Consider the following 17,213-nt stretch of genomic DNA (forward strand, 5'->3'; position numbering starts at 1 on the left):
TCTAGGAAATTACGTTAATTCCGCCGTGACGGCTCCGCCAGATATCGAGCAGGGTTGAGGCTGTCGTGAAGGTAAGTGGACCGAGAACGATTCCCGTGATTCCGAAGAGGGAGATTCCGCCGAGGATGGAGAGAAGAACTGCGACGGAGTGTTGTCGGAGTTGCGGTCCCACCAGGACGGGATAGAGGAAGTTATCGATCAGGCTGACGATGCCTCCTCCCCAGATGGCCAGAAGGGCTGCTTTGATCCAATGGCCGGAGAAGCCGAGGTAAAGCGCTATAGGGGCCCAGACCAGTACAGCTCCGAAGGCGGGAATCATCGCCATGACACCGGTAAGGATTGCCCAGAGAAGAGCATTGGGCACGCCAAGAATCCAGTAGGCCAGGCCCGCGAGGACTCCTTGCAGGGCTGCAATCGCAAAGCGGCCCAGGGCTGTGGCATAGATTGTGCCGCGCATTCGATCGAGAAGCAGTGTCGCTTCCCCATCCTCAAGCGGGAGGAGCGAGCGCGCGAAACGCGCTGCAGTCTCGCGGTCGCGATAGAGAAAGAAGAGGATGAAGAGCATGGCGACGATCTGTGTTATCGCTCCGATGGAGGTTCCGATGAGTGAGGCAAACTTTCTTCCGAGGAAGGCGGCTACCGTTCGTGACGTGTTCTGAATATCGATGCTGTCGGTGATTGCCTGAATACGCTGGGCGAATACGGGATGCTGAACGAAATAGTCCGAGATGTGCTGTTGCGTGGTCTCACTGCGAAGACTTGTGATGAGACTGGTGCCTTGCCCGCCCACGTCCTGGGCGAGAAAAAAGATGGGCACGATAATGCTGAGAGTTACCAGCAGGAGTGCGACCGTCGCGCACCAGTTGCGATGGCGGAGCCGGGATGCAAGCCAGAGATAAGGCTTCTCGGTGACAACGGCAATCACAATGGCTCCTACGATCGCGATGAGGAATGGCTGGAGAACCAGACCGCAGAGAACCAGGACGGCAAGGGTCACCAGGAAGAATGCGATCTGCTTCCAGGGCGACGCTTCGTTGCTTACTTGCATGAGACCTCGTCGAACAGAATGTGCCGTAAGGCTACATGAGGCGGCGCATTAAGTTCCTGAATTGGTCGAACCAGATATGGCATTCATGCCTGCCCTTCAAGAAGAGACGCCAAAAATATTCTTTTTCGACAGCATAGTTGTGATGCTTCCTGCTGCCGCCGGTCCGTGCCGGGGGCCTGCAGAAGGGAACTGGTTGCGATTCCCCGGGGGGACTACCCCCCCCGTATTATCTGTGTCAAAGTCTTCAATCGATGTAACTTAGCTCCGGACTTCATGTTTCTTTGTTGAGACGACGAAGAGCCCGGCGCGAGGCCGGGCTCTTGTTTACTCCATGACTTAAGGATAGCAGGCGGTGTCAAGCCCCGGAGCCGGAGCGCCACAGTTTGGTGGCCTCTTCAGCAATAAGGTCGGGCATCTCTTCGGGGAAGAAAAGCTTTGCTCCTTCGATTCGCCGGATGCCTTTGGAGCCTGGGAAGGTGCGGTCGAGCCATTCCGCCGATTCGATTTTGAAGAACTGGTCTTCGAGAGCCCAGACCATGCGAACGGGTCCCTTCCACTGATGAAGATTTTCACGGATGGGAACCAGATCGTTGACGGCCAGAGCGAGGGTGAATTGATCGAGTTGAGACTTGCGCGACTGCGACTGGGTGAGGGGGCGGAGATAGATCTCGAGAGTCTCGTCGGTGAGGCGGTCGGGATAGGTAAAGGCGGGGCCTCCCAGACCTTTATCGGAACGAGCCAGATTCTTGTTTTTCAGCTGCGGGGCGAGGAAGCGATCGACGAGGACGCCTTGGCGAGCGAGATCGACGAGAGGAAGAAAGTCCGCGGGAGGACTGAATTTATCGACGTCACAGTTGGTGAGGAGAAGCGATCGGACCCGATGAGGATATTGAGAGAGGAAGACCTGGGCGGTGTAGCCACCGCTGTCGTTCGCGACAAGATCGACGGTATCGATGTGGAGACGGTCGAGGAGCTCGGCGAGCAGGGTGGCCTGGGCATGCGGAGAGATGGTCTGGCCCTCATGAGGCTCCGTGAGGCCGAAGCTCATGAGATCCGGTGCGATGCAGCGGCGATGGGTGTGAAGGCGTTCGAGAGCTCCGCGCCACTGATAGCTGTTGAGCGGATAGCCGTGAACGAAGAGGGCTGCTGGGCCATGTCCGGCCTCGACGTAGGCGACGCGCGCCATGGAGAGATCGGCAAAACGGCGTGAACGGTTGTACCAGGCGGCATCGAAGGATACAGACTGCTTCGCCATGATGTGGGGGGCGGCAACGACTGCTGGAAGGGCCGTTGCGGAGTTTTTGAGGAAGTCGCGGCGTGTCATGGAGCGAGTATCGACATGTTCGCGAAGATTTACGCGCACGTTTGGACGGCGGAGAGCACGAACGGAGGGGAGGTTTGTTCTTTCCGTGCGCTTCGTTCGGAGGGCGATGTAGCCTCGTCGGCACTCTTAGATTTGTAGAGAAGCGGACAACAGCAAGGGCAAAGACTAAATACAGGGGTCTCTCCGCTGTGCGCTTCGCGCTCCGGTCGAGATGACGGTGTGTTGCGTTATGAGTTGTTGGACAGGTTCTTAGTCGGCTGCGAATCTGCGTCGGATCACGTTGGGTGGAAGGCCGGTGGCGCGGCGGATGTGACGGGCGAGATGGCTTTGGTGAGCGAAGCCTGTGGCGGCGGCGATCTCGGCCATGGTGAGGTTGTCCTGGGTGATGAGGCCTTTGGCGCGCTCGAGGCGACGCTGGATGACGTACTGGTGAACCGGTAGCCCCATAGCCTGACGGAAGAGGGATTTCAGGTGCGAGGGACTCAGGTTAGCGCTGGAGGCGATTTGGTCGAGCGAGAGGTCTTCGGCGAGCTGGTCTTCAATGAACGCAAGCACCTGCTTGAGCCTGTGGCCGGAGAGGGTTCCGGCGAGAGGGTGCGGTGGCTGAGAGACCGAGCTGTGCTGTGCGATGAGTCGCGAGGCCATGGCAACGACCATGCCTTCGGTGTAGAGGCGACCGGAGGGTTGACCGGCTTCGATCTCGCGATGGATGGCGTTGGCGATGAACTCAAGTTCGGAGTCGCGGACCTGAAAGCGATTGCGAATCTCGATGCGTGAAGAGTCGTGGCCGGCCTGTTGCGCCACACTCGCGAGAAGAGTCTGAGGAAGACTGAGGAGGAGGTTGCGATCGTTATGGTCGTGGGCGACCCAGCGGCTGGGAGTAAAGGCGGGGACGATGTCGATGTCGCCGTGAACCGCGGTGCCGTTGTACCGTTTGCCGTCGCGGCTACAAGAGAGACGTGCCGCGGGCCCGACGTGAATGCAGAGGATGGTCTTTTCAATGGCGGGAAGATCGAGGGTGCCTATGGCGTCCAGACGGTATTGGAGGACGACGCCGTGGGACGTAGCTGCCTGGGCTAAGATCTGCGGAGCCTCGAGTGGCAGGGGATTGCTCCGGGATGGGCTTGGGGCCGGCACAGAGATAGTTTCTCAGGTTGTGGGAGGGTGGGGAAGGCGAATTTATGGGGAATGGGGAGAAGCGGATCTCTCCGCTGCGCGCTCCGCGCTTCGGTCGAGATGACAGATTTTGAATAGGTTCCCGCTTCGTGGAGATGACAAGTTTTGAATAGGTTCTCGCGCTTGAAGATGACAGGTTTGATTATGAACACGAAAGCGGCAGTCCCATGGATGACTGCCGCTCTCGGTTTTCAGGTTGATTAAGCTTCGACGAGCGACTTCGGTGTTTCGAGGTCGGAATAGTTGTGAAGAGCGGCGATTGCGGGGTCCGTCATGCTGTCTTCCCCAGTCTCGATGTGGCCGGCGAGACGGCGCTCAAAGCTGGAATCCGCGACGGATTGAATGATGATGTCGTACCAGCCGTGAGTGGAATGGCGATCGTAGCTCTGCGAGATAACATGTCCGAGCCGAAGTTCATGGCGCGTAGTTTCGCCGGTGTAGGCATCGGTGATCGTGATGTCTCCGGCGACGCCGCGGTTGGCGATCTGGAGGTTGATGCGGTTGGAGCGCGGGTTATAGATGGAGATCACATCGAGGTCTGCCTTCTGATGTCCCGAGATGCTTCCCTTCAGAGACCGGACGAAGCCATTGGGTCCATAGACGGACAGATTGTAGATCGACTCATTGGAGTCTTTCAGGTTCCAGGTGTCCTGAACGGAGTGACCTGCTTCGACCGTATAGGTCCAGGGGCCCTGGGGGGAGTTGGTCTGTATGTTGGAACGCACGTGGAAGACGGCGGTTGCGTTCCCGGAGTTAAAGAAGGTGAGCTGCACCGTCTCGCGCGCCAGATCGGCGAAAGCAAGCAGGTTGAGCTCGTATGGAACGGCGCGCGCGGGACGGGTACCTGGCTCCTGAACCGGCAGCGACTGCTCGGCGGGAGGGGCAGGAACGTAGTCGTCATGACGCTTGTTGTCGGGTGGCTGATAAGCAGCGGTGCTGGGTAGGGGAATCGAAGCCGAGTTGGGCGATTTGAAGTTGAAGGCCGAAGTGAGGTCTCCGGAGACCGATCTGCGCCACTTTGTGATGTTCGGCTCGTTGAGTCCGTGGAACTGGTTGCCGAAGCGCTTCTCGACGAAACGGATGAGCGAGGTGTGGTCGAAGACCTCAGAGCTGACATAACCGCCTTTGCTCCAGGGCGAGATGATGACCATCGGCACGCGCATGCCAAGGCCGTACGGCCCTGCGGGATTCTTCGCGTTGCCGGGGAAGATCTCGTTGGCAATGGAGACGGTCGATTTACCCTGCGCACTTGTTTGAGGAGGCGTGGGAGGAACGACGTGATCGAAGAAGCCGTCGTTCTCGTCGTACATGAGGATGAAGACGGTTTTGCTCCAGACCTCGGGGTTCGCGGTCAGGGCATCGAGAATCTGCGAGACGTACCAGGCGCCGTAGTTTGCGGGCCAGTTCGGATGCTCCGTATACGCTTCAGGCGCGACTACCCAGGAGACCTGGGGAAGATTTCCGGACTTCACATCGTTCTGGAAGATCTCGAAGAGGGACTGGCCGCCGAGAGCGTTGGTTCCGGTGCGAGCCTTTTCGGCAAGCGGGGATCCCTGCGGCGCGTTTTGATACTGGTGAAAGTAGAGCAGGGAGTTGTCGCCGTAGTTGCCGATGTAGGCGTTGTCTCCGGTCCATCCCCAGGAGCCGCTGGCGTCGAGGCCTTCGCCTGCATCCTGATAGATCTTCCAGGAGACGCCTGCCTTCTCCAGACGCTCAGGGTAAGTGGACCAGTCGTAACCGGCTTCGGCGTTTTCGATCACCGGGCCACCGTTCTTGCCGTCGTTGCCGACCCAGCCTGTCCACATGTAATAGCGGTTGGGATCGGTGGGGCCGAGCAGCGAGCAGAAGTAGGCATCGCAGACGGTGAAGGCGTCGGCCAGAGCGTAGTGATACGGAATGTCGGAGCGATTGAGATGCGCCATGGTGGTGGTTCCTTTTTGCGGAACCCACTGATCGTTATGGCCGTTGTTCCATGCCGCGTGTGTCGTGTCCCAATCGTGCGCGAGGTCCTGGAGGAACTGAAGGCCAAGGTTGGGCGCGCCGGGGTGGAATGGCAAGACGTATCCGGAGCCGCTGGGTTGATACCAGACAGGATTGCCGGTGGACAGGGTGACGGGATGCGGATCTCCGAAGCCGCGAACGCCGCGCAGCGTACCGAAGTAGTGATCGAAGGAGCGGTTCTCCTGCATCATGAAGACGATGTGCTCGACATCGTTGATGGTGCCGGTGCGATGGTGCGCAGGAATCTCAAGTGCACGAGCGATGCTGGAAGGGAAGGATGCCGAGAGCGCAGAGGTACTGAGAAGTTGCAGGAACGTGCGACGATCAAGTGCCATTCGGGGGAGCCTCGCAAGTGAATTAAAGTTCAGCGCGAGGATAGGGAGAGGGTGTTGCGACCGCATGAATGCACTTTGAAAAGTGCGACCGATGTTTCGAACGCAGCAGGGAAGCTGAACGCTCTCAGGGTTTACGTCGATGTGAATTTCTGTAGCGTCGAATATCTTCTTTCCGCACTTTTGACTTCAGGGGGGGCGCAAAGGGACGCTCCCCCCGGCGACAATTTCGGATAGCGTGCGGGTTAGGGAATGCTTGAGAGCGGGACTTCTACGAAGGAGATGCGCTTTCGGTTCCAGGTGTAGGTGGCGTAGACCTTTGCATCGCGGCCCTGGATGATGGCGGGGTAGGAGTACTCACCAGGCTCACTTTCGAGGGTGTTGAACATGGTGAAGTGTTCGCCGTCCTTGCTTACAGCGAGGTTGAGTGGGCTGCGGCCGGAGGTGGTGTTGTTGTAGATGAGGACGACGCGGCCGTCGCGCAGATTGACGGCATCGATTCCGGAGTTGGGGTTCGGAAGATCGAGGGGGTGGGCGTCGGTCCAGGTGATGCCGTCGTCGAAGGAGTCGGCGGCGCAGATGCGGCCGATGTCGCGGGTGGAGCGGGCGTAGAGGCGGAGATGCTTTTTCCCGAGAGAGACGATCGCAGGCTGGATGATTCCGGTGACGTGCTCGGAGCCGGGTTTGAGTGGTGGCTCAGTCGGTGCGGGAGAGGGCATGAGACGGGTGGGCACGGTGATGGGGCCGGACTTGTGCCAGGTCTTTCCGTTGTCGGTGCTGCGGTCGACCCAGACGGCCCAGGAGGAGTAGCTTTCGACGGAGGTTCCGCTGACGATGGTTCCGTTGGCGAGGACGAGGGGCTTGTCTTTGATGGGGCCGAGAAGGCCGGCGGGAAGGTGTTCGGGAGTAGACCAGGTCTGGCCCTGATCGGTGCTAGCGAGGCGGGCTCCGGTCCATTCACGTGGGTTGCGGCCGTACTTGTAGTAGAGCCACAGCTTGCCGTCGTGGGTTTCAAAGAGGACGGGATTCCAGCAGGGGACGTTGGGTTCGCGCACGAGAAGGAAGGGAGCGGACCAGCCAGAGGTGGTTCGGCGGGAGCCCCAGATGGCGACGTCGGTGGCACCTTCTTTTGCGCCGCCAAACCATGCGGCGAGGATGTCACCGTTCTTCAACTGGACGAGGGTGGAGGCATGAGCGGAAGGGAAGGGCGCGGAAGTGTAGACGAACTCCTTGGTAATGGCAGCGGCAGGAGACTGCGCGATGGAGGGAACAGTGCCGAAGAGGACAAGGCTGAGAGCAGTAACGAAGAGATTCATTTTCATGGGTGATCGAGGAAAGGGTTCGTTGCTATTGTAGGCCGAAATTTTGGGGGCGCTCTGTTTACGTACTCCACACTCCCAGGGTCACAGGAGCTGTCGTCCGTTGTTACCTATACTCTTATTCAGGTGATTCCATGGACGTCGACGATCTGAGAATCCTGGCGGCAGTTGCGAAGCACGGCAGCATGAATCGCGCGGCTGTCGATTTGCACTTGGTGCAATCCAGTGTGACGGCACGGATTCGACTGCTTGAAGAAGAACTCGGTGTCCGGCTCTTTGTTCGACATAGTCGAGGTGTGCGGCTAAGCGAAGCGGGAACGCGTCTGCTCTCATACTCAGGGCGCATCAATACGCTTTTGAGCGAGGCGATCACTGCCGTCAAAGAAGATGGCATTCCGAAAGGCAGCCTGAAGATTGGCTCCACGGAGCCTACGGTGTCGATGCGGTTGCCGCAAATCGTGGCCGAGTACGCTAGTGAATATCCCGCTGTCGCGCTGACGGTCGCGACAGGTAACACCACAGAGCTGATCGCACAGGTCGCAGAGCAGAGCCTCGATGGCGCTTTCGTCGCAGATCCGATCGATCATCCTGACTTGATTCAGGAGCCGATCTTCCAGGAAGAATTGGTGCTGGCCACCCATTCATCGATACGAAGCATGGATGAGCTAGCAAAAGCCGGAGATGTGAAAGCAATTGTTTTGGACTACGGCTGCTCCTATCGTGATCGGTTGAGTGACATCCTGAAGGCACGCGGCATCTCTCACCAGATGTTGTCCGTCGCTTCTTTCGAAGCGATTCGCAGCTGTGTCCAATCGGGTGTTGGCGTCACGCTGCTGCCCGAGGACCTGTTCGCAACCGAATGGAGAAATCCATCTGTGACTGCGCACGAACTTCCAGAGCTCGGAGGCCCTATTAAAACACTCTTTATTCGCAGGCATGATCGTGAACTGTCGAGCGCTCTGAATGCATTCCTCGCGAAGAGCCGCAGCTTCTCCAATCTTTGATAGCCGCTTAGAGCCGTGTTATCGATGTTTTCGATAGCAGCTCTCTAAAAATGTCGTGACGCGGCCATACTCCCTGGCAACATCTACTGTCCAGCACGAACGCTGCAAAGAGGCATACGAAAGGAGAACGCTCCCTTCCAATTGCTCTTGGCGGTGTCGTTAACCGAAAAGGACAGCAGGAACACTTATGGCAAGCAAAGGCACCGTTATAGTAACCGGAGGTTCTCAGGGAATCGGAGCCGCCGTGGTTAAATCTTTCCTCGATCGCGGCTATGCGGTCGTCGCAACAGCCCGCAAGGCAAGTCAAGCATCGTTTGCGTCTTCCGCAAATCTGGCGTTGGTCGATGGTGACATCGGCAACGTGGCAACCGCAGAAGAAGTGACACGGATAGCGATCTCACGGTTTGGCTCGATCGACCACGTGGTCGCGAATGCAGGTATTTTCATCACAAAGCCTTTCATCGACTTCACTCCCGAAGACTTCCGATCGCTCGTCTCCACGAATCTGGAGGGTTTCCTCTACGTAACCCAGCTGGCCGTCAAGCAGATGCTTTTTCAGGGCAAGGGTGGAAGCGTGACAAGCATCACGACTTCCCTGGTCGATAACCCGAACACATCCCTCACCGCGTCGGTTTCAATGATCACCAAGGGTGGGCTCACCGCAGCGATCCTGAACCTGGCGAGCGAGTATGCGAAGAACCATATTCGGTTCAATGCAGTAGCACCCGGCACCGTCGACACGCCCCTGCACAAGGACAATCCGAAGGACTTCCTTAAGACACTTTCTCCGATGGGTACGATCTCATCAGCGGAGGACATTGCAGAAGCGGTTCTTTACCTGGCCGAGGCGCGGAACGTCACAGGCGAGGTGCTCCATGTCGATGGGGGCGCTCACGTCGGAAAATGGTAAACCCATCGCAGTCCGCAGAGGAACGCATCGCAGCACTCGGAATCAGTATGCCCCCCGCGCCAGCGCCGCTGGGGGCATATACCGAGACGGTGCAGAGTGGCAATCTACTTTTCATTACTGGAACGATCCCAATCGTTAAAGGCAAGCCTGCATACGTTGGCATGCTCGGCAGAGACGTGAACTTTGAAGACGGTGTGAAGGCCGCAAGACTCGCAACCTTGAACGCACTTGCAGCAGCTCGTCAACATCTGGGTTCGCTTGATCGCGTCACTCGTGTCCTGAAGACAGAGGTTTACCTGGCCACCACGGAAGACTTCATCGCGCAGCAGCCGAAGATTGCCGATGGAGCTTCGGAGCTTCTGCTCCAGATCTTCGGAAGCAGAGGTCTGTCGGTTCGAAAGATTATGGGCGTCTCAAGCATTCCGCTTCGCGTACCGTTGATGGTGGAACTGCTGTTGGAAGTGGAGGAGACAACAGATGTGCGCCCATGAAACGAAACGCTCCTGGAACGAGACGCGCGTTGCGTCCGCACTGAAAATTCGCTACCCGATCCTTCAAGGGCCACTTGGAGGTTTCTCCTCGCAGCGGCTGACTGCCACGGTGTCGAACTTTGGTGGCCTGGGTTCTTTCGGTGCCCATGGATTGCGTCCAGAAGCGATCTCCGAAGTAATCGCGGAGATTCGCTCCTTGACCGATAGACCCTTTGCGATCAACCTCTGGGTGTCGATGGAGGACTCGGGCGCATTCACGTCCGATCCTCTCGCCTTCGAGCGGAGCCTTAGGCACATTGCTCCGCACCTGAAGGCGCTGGGCAAGGATTTGCCAACGTATCAACCGTACGAAGCCATTCGGTTTGAAGACCAGATGCGAGTCTTGCTGGATGCCAGGGTTCCAGTCTTCAGCTTTATCTATGGCATTCCTCCGCGTGAGTTGCTGGACGAGTGCCGTCGCCAGCAGATCGTGATCGTTGGCACGGCGACCACGGTGGACGAGGCAAAAGCACTCGAGAGCGCTGGAGTTGACATCGTTGTTGCGTCTGGTTTCGAAGCGGGTGGGCACCGGGGATCTTTTCTGTGCTCTTCTGAAGAATCGTTGACTGGTACGTTTTCACTGACTCCACAGGTTGTCGACGCGATCTCACTTCCAGTGATCGCTGCCGGGGGCATCTCCGATGCGCGCGGCATTCTTGCTGCGTTTGCGTTGGGTGCAGGAGGCGTCCAGATGGGTACGGCGTTTTTGGCGTGCGAGGAGTCGGGTGCTAGTGAACTTCATCGCAAACTGTTGTTGAACAGTGATGGGCGAAGCACAGGGCTGAGTCGCGGATTTACTGGACGTCTAGCCCGTGGCTTCCGGAACGCGATGATGGACGAATGGAACGCATCGCCCGAAGACATTTTGCCTTATCCGCTGCAAAGGCAGCTGGTGCGTCATCTTTCTGTTCCCGCCCAGTCTGCAGGTCAGGAGGAGCTTCTGCCTTTGTGGGCGGGTCAGAGCACTGGCTTGATTCGCTTCACCAATGCACAACTTCTTTTGAAGGAGCTCATCGCCAGCCTGGCTGAGATTGATGGGTCTATACAGGATTGGGCTGAGCTGCAACCCAAAAGATGAGCGACCAGCCTTGGAGTCACGACAGATTGGCATCGATAAGTCGTCAGCGATTGTCCGCCCTTTTGTTACGAGCTAAAGGTCCATCGCGAACTGATGGGTGGGGTCGAAGGAAGAGGGTTTGGGCTCGGAGGCGAGATCGAGGATGAGGCGCTCGAGCACGAGGAGCTTGTTGGCGGGTGAGCTGCGCAGCTCGAGATCGGCGCGGGCTACGAGGCGAAGGGCTCGGGTGAGCTCGCGGCGGGATTTGTAGCGGCGGGCCTGACGGATGAGATCTTCGGCGGCGAATGGGGGCATACGGAAGCCCTGCCACAGCGCCTGCCAGATGGCGCGGGAGTCGCGGACGTTCTTCTCGAGGATGATCATCATCTGGCGGAAGGTGCGGGCGAGCATGTAGAGGTGGCCGATGGCGGCGTCTTCGCCTCCGTCAGAGGCATTGAGCAGACCATGCAGGAGGGCGAGGGCGCGGGGGCGGTCCTTGGCGCTGATGGCGTCGGTGAGCTCGTAGAGGGAGCGCTGCTTGGCGGCGAGGACCATGGTTTCGACGTCGCCGAGGGTGACGCGGTTCTTGGCGATGGGAGCTGCCGTGGGACTCGTGGAAGGCGACCGCAGGTCCTTCGACTGTGCGGCTGACGCCGATATGCCCAGGATGACACTCTCATTTTGAGAGGCTTCCTGTAGGGCTTGTGGCGCTATGGACTGCGGGGCGGTGACGAAGAGGAGAAGCTTTTCGAACTCGCTGGCGATGAGCATCATGTCGGCGCCGAGTGAGTCGGCGAGTTCGCGGGCGGCGTCGGGATCGAAACGGACGCCGCGGGTCTCCGCGGTATCGACGATCCAGCGAATGGCGTCGTTCTCGTCGACGCGAGCAAGCTCAACGGTGCCGCACCAGTCGCCGAGGGTCTCGCGGATGCGCTCGAAGCGCTCCTTGTCTTGGTAGTCCATGCGGCGGAGGTCGGTGGGGATGCGGATGTGGTCGGCGACGAAGAGGAGGAGCGCCTGGGGATTGGGGGAGCGGAAGTAGGCGTCGATGGCGGCGAACTCTTCTTTTTTGGAGCCGCGACCGTAAAGGGTTTTGAGGTTGCGGATGAAGAGGACCTGGAAGGGCGCCATGAGCGATGGGGTCTGGGCGCGGTCGAGAGCTTCGAAGATGCTGGTCTCGGCGAGGTCGAGGTCGTGGAGAGCGAAGTCGCGCGCGCCTTCGGGAACGAGGGTGGAGAGGACGGCGCGGCGGCAGCGGTCGTAGAGGAAGATCTCGTCTCCGATGAGGAGGTAGCCGGGACGGATGGAGGACGGCTGAGCAATCTCGGCGATGAACCGGTCAGTGGAGGCAAAGCTGCGGAGAGCGGTCGCCATCAGAATGACTCCAGCATATCGCTGACGACGGTCTGCGCGAAGTCCCTCGACATGCGGGAGATGGCGGGGGAACCTTCCTGGATAAAGGTGTTGACATCCTGGGTGGACTGGTACTGCTCGCGAAAGGTGATGGCGTCGTTGCGATAGAGGACGCTGCCGTCGTGCGCGGTGAGGATGACGCGGGCCGTGACGGCGACGAGATAGCTCGAGGACTGGCTGGAGTTGGCGTCGTAGGTGAGCGGGGTAATGGTCTGGGTGAGGATGGTGCCGTGAAGCGTGGCGTCGGCGCCCTCCGAATCGGAGTTGAGGATACGGTAGCGGGTGCGGGTGTTGAGCTCGCGGACGACGGCCTGGGTGAAGGCCATCTCCGTGTGGTAGGCCTGGGTGCGGGTGGTGAATATCGGGACGGCCATGGTGCGAACGCTGGTCGGGATGTGTGTAGCCGAGCCGGCGGTGTGGTAGCCGCAGCCGGTGAGGAGAGCAGAGAAGAGGAAGAGTGTGGCGGCGCGGAGCTTCATGCGGTTGGTTCTATTGTCGCATTCAGAGGGTGTTGAAGATGTGTGTCTTTGAAGTGAGTGGGATATTTGAGTCCGTAGCCCAGGACGCGGTCGAGGGCGATGTGGGCGACCCAGATGAGGGAGATTGCCGTGAGGGGAGTGCGATGGAAGTCGAGCGCTGCGGCGAGGACGATAAGCGGCGTGGTGTAGGTATGGGCGATGTTGTAGACGGCTGCACCTGTGCGCGGGCCGGCGAGATAGCCGAGCATGAAGAGATCCGGGGCGATGAAGAGGACTGCGAAGAGCAGCCAGGAGAGGTGCAGGTGAGAGTAGGCGATCAGGACAGCGGTGAAGATGAGGCGTCTTCGAGCTTGAGGAGGAGGGGCGGCCGGGTGAGCATGATGCTTTTATACGGGAGAGTTCGGGGAAGTGATGGAGGGACCGCAGATCCTTCGACTCCGCGCTGCGCGCTTCGCTCAGGATGACACTTTCTAAAAAGAAGAGGCAGCCACGGGGGCTGCCTCTTCTTTCGATGCTGGGTTAGAAGTTATGCGGGAGAAGGCTGGCCTTCATTGAAGCCAGGCTTGCGGCCGGATTCGGGCTTGAGAACCTTCTGGCCCTCTCCGCCTGAGCCGGAATCTACGCCGGCGAGAGCGGATTTGATGGGGGGAAGATCCTTGCCTTCGATGATGAGTTTGATCTCGACTGCATCCAGGGTCTCTCGCTCGAGCAGGGCCGCAGCCATGCGGTGCATGATGTCCTGGTTGGTGTTGAGCAGGTTGTAGGCAGACTTGTAGGCGGTATCGACGAAGCTGCGTACCTCGACGTCGATCTGCTTAGCCGTCTCCTCGGAGAAATCGCGATGCTGCGCGATCTCGCGACCGAGGAAGATCTGCTCTTCCTTCTTGCCGTAGGTCATGGGACCGAGTCCGCTCATACCGAACTCGCAGACCATCTTGCGGGCGAGCTCGGTGATGCGCTCGATGTCGTTGCCGGCACCGGTGGTCATCTTGCCGAGGAAGATCTCTTCGGCGCAACGACCGCCCATAAGGGTGGCGAGGCGTGTCTCGAGGTATTCCTTGGTGACGGTGTGCTGGTCTTCCTCGGGGAGGTAGACGGTGACACCGAGAGCCATACCGCGGGGGATGATGGTGACCTTATGAAGCGGGTCAGAGTGCTCGCGCAGCGCGGAGACAAGAGTGTGACCGGCCTCGTGATAGGCGGTGACCTTCTTCTCTTCGTCGGTGAGGAGCATCGACTTGCGCTCGGCACCCATCATGACCTTGTCCTTGGCTACTTCAAAGTCGTACATGTGAACCGACTTGCGGTTGTAGCGGGCGGCGGTGAGGGCGGCCTCGTTGACCATGTTGGCCAGGTCGGCACCGGAGAAGCCGGGGGTTCCACGAGCGAGGATGTTGAGGTCAACATCTTCGGCCATGGGGACCTTCTTGGAGTGGACCTTGAGGACCTCTTCACGGCCACGGATGTCCGGACGATCGACGATAACGCGGCGATCGAAACGGCCGGGGCGGAGAAGCGCGGGATCAAGCACGTCGGGCCGGTTGGTGGCGGCGACGAGGATGACTCCATCGTTGGACTCGAAGCCGTCCATCTCGACCAGGAGCTGGTTAAGGGTCTGCTCGCGCTCGTCGTGTCCGCCGCCGAGGCCTGCGCCACGGTGACGGCCAACGGCGTCGATCTCGTCGATGAAGATGATGCAGGGGGCGTTCTTCTTGCCCTGCTCGAAGAGGTCGCGGACGCGGGATGCGCCGACGCCGACGAACATCTCGACGAAGTCAGAACCGGAGATGGAGAAGAAGGGAACGTTGGCTTCGCCAGCGACTGCGCGGGCCAGGAGGGTCTTGCCGGTTCCTGGAGGTCCGACGAGCAGCACACCCTTGGGGATGCGGCCGCCGAGGCGCTGGAACTTCTGAGCCTCGCGGAGGAACTCGATGATCTCCTTGAGCTCTTCCTTGGCTTCGTCAACACCTGCAACATCCTTGAAGGTGATCTTCTTCTGCTGCATGGAGAGCAGACGGGCGCGCGACTTGCCGAAGCTCATCGCTTTGTTGCCGCCGGACTGCATCTGGCGCAGGAGGAAGAACCAGAGGCCGAGGAGCAGAGCGAAGGGCGCGAGCTGGATGAGGAAGCCAAGCCACGCGTTCGAGTTCTGGTCCTTGATGGTGATGTTGACGCCGTGGTCGCGCAGGGTCTTGTACATGTCCGGATAGTTGGCCGGGATCGTGGTGTGGAACTGAGTCTTGTCGTCCTTCCACTTTCCGGTTACTTCGGATCCGTTGACCATAACCTCGGCGACTTTGCCCTGGTCGGCGTCGTTGAGGAGCTGGGTAAGCGAGATGTTCTTTTCCTGCCCGGACCCTGTGCCCTTGACCACAAACTGCCAGAGAAAGACGAGGCAGGTGATCATGAAAACCCAGATCAGAATTTGTTTGACGGTCGAGTTCAAAGCGTGTTCCTCATTTTCCTTGTCTGCGTCACCGTGTTACGTGAACGGCTTGTCAGACCCAGCTCTGCGTACGGCCATAGCCTTAAAGCAGAGCCTACATCGATTAGACGATAGCGATAAAGGAAGGTTCTGTGGGCGGCCAGTAAAGAATGCCCGGCACCGCAGTAACGGTCCTACCCCGTCAGATGGTTAAGATTCTACTCTCTGAGGAAGGATTCAGACACAGAAACGTAACAGATTGAGATTCGCCGGTTTTTGAATGGATTTCAGCGATGCGTTGATCCAGGAACCTGTCGAAAAAATTTCCGGTACCCTGATCGATTCTGAAACCGGCAGCGGCGGGAATAAAGGCTAATACAGGGATCTCTCCACTCCGCCTCGCGATGCAGCCGCGCGTCTCCGGTAGAGATGACGTGTTTTTCAGGGTCGGGAGCTGTGCGCCTCCGGTTGGGGGTTGCGAGGTTTTTGCGGTTGAGAGGTGCTCGGGATGGCGAGGGCTGGGTTCTTGGATAGGTTCTAAGAGCTTTGTTCTGTATCGGATTCGGTGGAGAGGCGGAGCTCGCGGGCGGAGCGCTGGGCCCGGAGTCCTTTGGCCAGATGGAGGGATGCGCCCGGACGGGGTGCGACGGTGGGGAGGGTGACGAATCCGGCCAGGGCGAGCAGGCGGGTGGTGTCGTCGAAGCTGAGTCGGAAGCCGAGCTGACGGGCGGCGGCTCGAAGGACACGGCGGCGGAGGGCGGGGTCGAGGGACCGGAGACGGTCGAGCTCGATGGCGATGGAGGAAGCTCCAGGAGCGGTGGAGACGGCGCGGCCCCCTCCGCGAACGGGTCTTCCGGGGAGGAGGATTTGGGGGAGGATGCGGGAGAGCTCGGCCTGCCAGCGGGATTCCTCCTCACGGGCGAGCTCGGCGAGATTGGCGAGGGTCTGGTCGATGGACGGGTTGAAGGTGCGGAGTTGGGGCATCAGTTCGTGCCGGATGCGGTTGCGGGTGTAGGCGATGTCGGCGTTGGTGGAGTCGGTGCGCCAGGGCTGGTTGCGGGATTGGAGGAAGGCTTCGATCTCGGTGCGACGGGTGGCCAGCAGAGGGCGAAGGATACGGCCCGTGCGGACGGCTTGATGAGGTGTAAGGGAGGGTGATTCGACGAGAACCGTGGGGTGGATGGCTGAGATGCCTTCGGTCCAGGCTCCACGAAGAAGCTTCATGAGGACGGTCTCGGCCTGGTCGTCGAGGGTGTGGGCGGTGAGGATGGAGTCGGCGTGGCCGGAGGCGATGAGGGTGCGGAAGAAGGCGTAGCGTACCTCGCGGGCAGCCTCCTCTAGTGTTTCTCGATTCTCGGCGGCACGGGCAGGGACGTCGGCGCGGTGGATGTGCAGGGGGACGTCGAGCTGGATGCAGAGGTCCTGGACGAAGGCGAGGTCGGCGTCGGATTCGGCGGCCTCGCGGATGCCGTGATGGACATGAACGGCAGAGAGGCCGATGCCGAGCGAGTCGCGGGGGGTAGTGTTGGCTTCGTGGATGGCGAAGAGGAGAGCGACTGAGTCGGCTCCGCCGGAGACGGCGACGCAGAGGCGGTCGCCGGGGTGGATGTGTTCGCGGCTGAAGGGGAGAGATGGTGCTTGCGGCATCGTCTCTATCTTACGGAGTTTGAAAGAGAGTGGTCGCGGCGGGTTTCTATACTTAGCAGATGTTCGAGACGAGAGTTGCGACTGAGGCAGACGCGGAGGTAATTGCGGAGCATCGCTGGAAGATGTTTGCGGAGATGGGACATGGCGATGAAGAGAGCATGCAGACGATGGTGCGGAACTTCGTTCCCTGGGTGAGGGAGAGATTGAAGGATGGGCGCTATCTTGGGTGGCTGGTCGTCGAGGGCGAGCGTGTTGTCGCTGGCGGGGGGACGTGGCTAATGGATTTTCCGCCGCACTGGCGTGATCCGGAGCCGCAACGGGCTTACCTGACGAATTTTTACGTGATGCCTGAGGCTCGCGGGCGCGGGCTTGCCCACCGATTGCTGAAGACAGCAGTTTTGGATGCCCGGCGTCGTGGAATTAAAGTCGTGGCGCTGCACGCGTCGACGGCAGGCAGGCCGATCTATGAGCGAAATGGGTTTGAGGGAACGAACGAGATGATGCGTTATCTCGATGCGGATGCGATGAGTTGATCGTCCAGTTCTGTG

General features: G+C 59.4%; 15 protein-coding genes. 5 read left to right on the forward strand and 10 right to left on the reverse strand.

Annotation, left to right across the window (positions count from 1 at the left end; all coding sequences use genetic code 11):
- Window position 1: 1 nt before the first annotated feature.
- The 5 genes from AC5S26_RS18490 to AC5S26_RS18510 form a co-directional block, all read right to left on the reverse strand.
- Window positions 2–1,048 carry an AI-2E family transporter gene (locus AC5S26_RS18490; RefSeq protein ID WP_494186402.1) on the reverse strand — a complete coding sequence of 349 codons (1,047 nt, stop codon included), beginning with the start codon at window positions 1,046–1,048 and terminating at the stop codon, window positions 2–4.
- A gap of 355 nt (window positions 1,049–1,403) precedes the next feature.
- Window positions 1,404–2,372 carry an alpha/beta fold hydrolase gene (locus AC5S26_RS18495; RefSeq protein WP_494186403.1) on the reverse strand — a complete coding sequence of 323 codons (969 nt, stop codon included), beginning with the start codon at window positions 2,370–2,372 and terminating at the stop codon, window positions 1,404–1,406.
- Window positions 2,373–2,621: 249 nt separating this feature from the next.
- Window positions 2,622–3,509 (reverse strand): helix-turn-helix domain-containing protein, encoded by an 888-nt coding sequence (locus AC5S26_RS18500; RefSeq protein ID WP_494186404.1) that lies wholly within the window; start codon window positions 3,507–3,509, stop codon window positions 2,622–2,624.
- A gap of 239 nt (window positions 3,510–3,748) precedes the next feature.
- Window positions 3,749–5,884 (reverse strand): phosphocholine-specific phospholipase C, encoded by a 2,136-nt coding sequence (locus tag AC5S26_RS18505; protein ID WP_494186405.1) that lies wholly within the window; start codon window positions 5,882–5,884, stop codon window positions 3,749–3,751.
- A gap of 242 nt (window positions 5,885–6,126) precedes the next feature.
- A complete protein-coding gene (locus tag AC5S26_RS18510; RefSeq protein WP_494186406.1) occupies window positions 6,127–7,203 on the reverse strand; it encodes a sialidase family protein in 1,077 nt (358 codons plus the stop codon).
- A gap of 131 nt (window positions 7,204–7,334) precedes the next feature.
- Here AC5S26_RS18510 and AC5S26_RS18515 point away from each other — a divergent pair, with 131 nt between their 5' ends.
- From AC5S26_RS18515 to AC5S26_RS18530, 4 genes are all read left to right on the forward strand, one after another.
- Window positions 7,335–8,204: a LysR family transcriptional regulator gene (locus AC5S26_RS18515; RefSeq protein WP_494186407.1), complete on the forward strand. Its 870-nt coding sequence runs from the start codon at window positions 7,335–7,337 to the stop codon at window positions 8,202–8,204.
- Between the two features lie 187 nt (window positions 8,205–8,391).
- The gene (locus AC5S26_RS18520; RefSeq protein WP_494186408.1) at window positions 8,392–9,114 is read left to right on the forward strand and encodes an SDR family NAD(P)-dependent oxidoreductase; all 723 of its coding nucleotides are present in this window, start codon (window positions 8,392–8,394) and stop codon (window positions 9,112–9,114) included.
- Window positions 9,108–9,605, forward strand: a complete 498-nt coding sequence (locus AC5S26_RS18525; RefSeq protein ID WP_494186409.1) for a RidA family protein — start codon at window positions 9,108–9,110, stop codon at window positions 9,603–9,605. The genes AC5S26_RS18520 and AC5S26_RS18525 overlap by 7 nt, the downstream gene beginning before the upstream one ends.
- Window positions 9,592–10,722: an NAD(P)H-dependent flavin oxidoreductase gene (locus tag AC5S26_RS18530; protein ID WP_494186410.1), complete on the forward strand. Its 1,131-nt coding sequence runs from the start codon at window positions 9,592–9,594 to the stop codon at window positions 10,720–10,722. Before AC5S26_RS18525 ends, AC5S26_RS18530 begins: the two co-directional genes overlap by 14 nt.
- Before the next feature lie 72 nt (window positions 10,723–10,794).
- Here AC5S26_RS18530 and holA read toward each other — a convergent pair whose 3' ends face one another.
- The 5 genes from holA to tilS form a co-directional block, all read right to left on the reverse strand.
- Complete coding sequence (holA, locus tag AC5S26_RS18535; RefSeq protein WP_494186411.1) at window positions 10,795–12,075, reverse strand: DNA polymerase III subunit delta; 1,281 nt, start codon at window positions 12,073–12,075, stop codon at window positions 10,795–10,797.
- Window positions 12,075–12,593, reverse strand: coding sequence for an LPS assembly lipoprotein LptE (gene lptE, locus AC5S26_RS18540; protein ID WP_494186412.1), 519 nt, complete (start codon window positions 12,591–12,593; stop codon window positions 12,075–12,077). Before lptE ends, holA begins: the two co-directional genes overlap by 1 nt.
- A complete protein-coding gene (locus tag AC5S26_RS18545) occupies window positions 12,590–12,928 on the reverse strand; it encodes a DUF4260 domain-containing protein (protein WP_494186665.1) in 339 nt (112 codons plus the stop codon). Before AC5S26_RS18545 ends, lptE begins: the two co-directional genes overlap by 4 nt.
- A gap of 191 nt (window positions 12,929–13,119) precedes the next feature.
- The gene (ftsH, locus tag AC5S26_RS18550) at window positions 13,120–15,039 is read right to left on the reverse strand and encodes an ATP-dependent zinc metalloprotease FtsH (RefSeq protein ID WP_494186413.1); all 1,920 of its coding nucleotides are present in this window, start codon (window positions 15,037–15,039) and stop codon (window positions 13,120–13,122) included.
- 516 nt (window positions 15,040–15,555) lie between these two features.
- Window positions 15,556–16,665: a tRNA lysidine(34) synthetase TilS gene (tilS, locus tag AC5S26_RS18555; RefSeq protein WP_494186414.1), complete on the reverse strand. Its 1,110-nt coding sequence runs from the start codon at window positions 16,663–16,665 to the stop codon at window positions 15,556–15,558.
- A 59-nt stretch (window positions 16,666–16,724) separates the two neighbouring features.
- Here tilS and AC5S26_RS18560 point away from each other — a divergent pair, with 59 nt between their 5' ends.
- Window positions 16,725–17,198, forward strand: coding sequence for a GNAT family N-acetyltransferase (locus AC5S26_RS18560; protein ID WP_494186415.1), 474 nt, complete (start codon window positions 16,725–16,727; stop codon window positions 17,196–17,198).
- Window positions 17,199–17,213: the final 15 nt, after the last annotated feature.

The sequence above is a fragment of the Edaphobacter sp. FHG110511_03 genome (genome assembly GCF_059115365.1).